Source organism: Bradyrhizobium sp. (assembly GCF_049581145.1).
Classification (GTDB): domain Bacteria; phylum Pseudomonadota; class Alphaproteobacteria; order Rhizobiales; family Xanthobacteraceae; genus Bradyrhizobium.
The window spans coordinates 1-1,900 of the sequence record NZ_JBAURI010000031.1 but is presented as its reverse complement, the minus strand read 5'-3'; the positions used below and the strand labels follow the sequence as shown (position 1 = coordinate 1,900).

Sequence of the window (1,900 nt, the reverse complement as noted above, 5' to 3'; positions counted from 1 at the left end):
GCGTATGCTCGCGCACGCCGGCTCGGCGGCACTCTGATCCTTGGCTTCAGATGAGCAGCGGACACGACGATACAATGCCGTTGAGCGAACCCTTAAACGCGCTGCTCTGCGCGTGAAACCCGAGCGCCGATAGGGCCGCCGTGAACCAGCCTTCTGCCGATTGCGGCGCGGCTGGCGGCGCTTCGAGCTCACGGACCCGCCCGCGCCCCGGATGGAACTGGCGCTCGCCTTTGCGCCTCCGATGTCGCTCGCTTCAAACGGTGACAAAAAGGCGGACGGGCCTACTCCACCGAAGCAAATCAGTTTTTCGGCTGGTCTTTCTCGTTCTCCCCGGCCGGTTTCTCGGTCTCTTGCGAAGCGCCGGATGGCGCCTCGCCGCCCGGCGCGGCCGCCCCAGTGCCGCCAGGGGCAGGGGTCGGCGTCGCCATGACGCGGCCGTAGTCGCCTTCGTATTTGGCGGTCGCCAGCGCGGCCTGGGAAATCTCTTCCGCGCTCTTGCGCGCGATCTCCGCCCGCACCTCGCGTTTTGCGAACTCGTTGGCCTCGTCGCCTGTCAACGGTTTCGGATCCACTGAGGTCACCTTGAAAAAGCTCCCGCTCCCCCTCGCGCGGATGAAAAAGACGTCGTCAGGTTTCCTGGCGTCCAGCGCCTTCAGCATCTCCGGGGGAAGGGTCGCGCTATCCAGAGTTGCGTTGCCGCGGCTGAATTTTATGTTCAATTGGTTGAGCTGCGCTTCAACCTGATCTAGCGACTTGGCGTCTTTGGTTGCCGCGGTCAGGGCCGTGATGTCTTTCGGTGGCGCAAAAGAGATCTGCTCGATCTGGAACAGTTCCCGCTGGTCGAACTGCTTTGGATGGCTTTGGATGTAGCTGTCGATCTCGTTTTTGGAGATCGTGCTCATCTTGGACGACAGGTCCCGCTGCACGAAAGCGCCGGCGAGTATCTGCTCGCGCGAGCGCAATATATCAAGATGGACGGTTGGTTCGCGGTCGAGTTTCCCGGCGAGCGCCTGCTGGACGAGATATTTGCGTTCGATCACCCGCGACAGCGCCGCCTTGATGATCGCGTCCGTGCGCTTGTCGGCGGAGACGCCAGCAAGGCGAAGCTCGTTTTCCAGTTCCTGCTGGGTGACGTCGTCCGGTCCGACATGAGCAATGACTTGCCCGACCACGGCCTGCGCCTCCTGCTTTTTGCCGCATCCGGCAACAAGCGCCGCCGCTGCGAGCGCGCACCCGATCGCGACGATGCGCCAGCGGCGGTGAGAAATTGGCGTGTCTTGCAGCAAAACTGTTCTCCTGAATTTACAACGGGCGCGCGGTCTTGATACCCGCTATCGCGGAATAGTGACAATTGATCTCGACGGCAGGGGACGAGAAGCCGCGCTCGGCGCCGCCAAGCCTCGTTCCCTGCGCCGGTAAGGCGCACTTGCATCTGCTAGCACATCTTTCATGGGCTTAGCATCCGATGAAAGTGTTGAGCATGTCGAACACTATTTTACATATGTAGTACGAATTATGGAAGGGCTGATTGAACGATGCGATCCGTTCGCCTTGGCTGCCGCGCAGCCCGACGTGGCAAGCTCACGGCCGCGCCTAAGCCGCGCGCGAGCCGATGAAGGAGATCCGTGGAATTCGCTTCCTTTATGAGATCCTTATTCCGCGCCCCTCTATTCGGGATCGAAAGCTTACGCGGCGCGGCAGTAAGGAGCGCCTCGACAGGAGTCGATCATGCTCGACATTGCGTTCGTGGCGCTCGGTATTGTGGTTCTGGCGTTGATGGGGGGCTATGCGCTCGCCCTCCGGCAGCTTTAGGAGCGTCGCGCCATGACTGAGCCGATTGTCGGACTGGTCGTCGCCATCGGGCTCGGCCTCTATCTCCTCTACACGTTGATCCACCCTG

2 protein-coding genes are annotated in these 1,900 nt (G+C 61.5%); one reads left to right on the top strand and one right to left on the bottom strand.

Annotated elements, in window-relative coordinates; all coding sequences use genetic code 11:
* Nucleotides 1-299: 299 nt before the first annotated feature.
* Nucleotides 300-1,172, bottom strand: coding sequence for a peptidyl-prolyl cis-trans isomerase (locus tag WCB02_RS00955; protein WP_423955339.1), 873 nt, complete (start codon nt 1,170-1,172; stop codon nt 300-302).
* Between the two features lie 652 nt (nt 1,173-1,824).
* On the opposite strand from WCB02_RS00955, the gene WCB02_RS00950 reads away from it, so the two are divergent.
* On the top strand, nt 1,825-1,900 hold a 76-nt coding region (locus WCB02_RS00950), incomplete at its 3' end, for a potassium-transporting ATPase subunit F (RefSeq protein WP_423955337.1).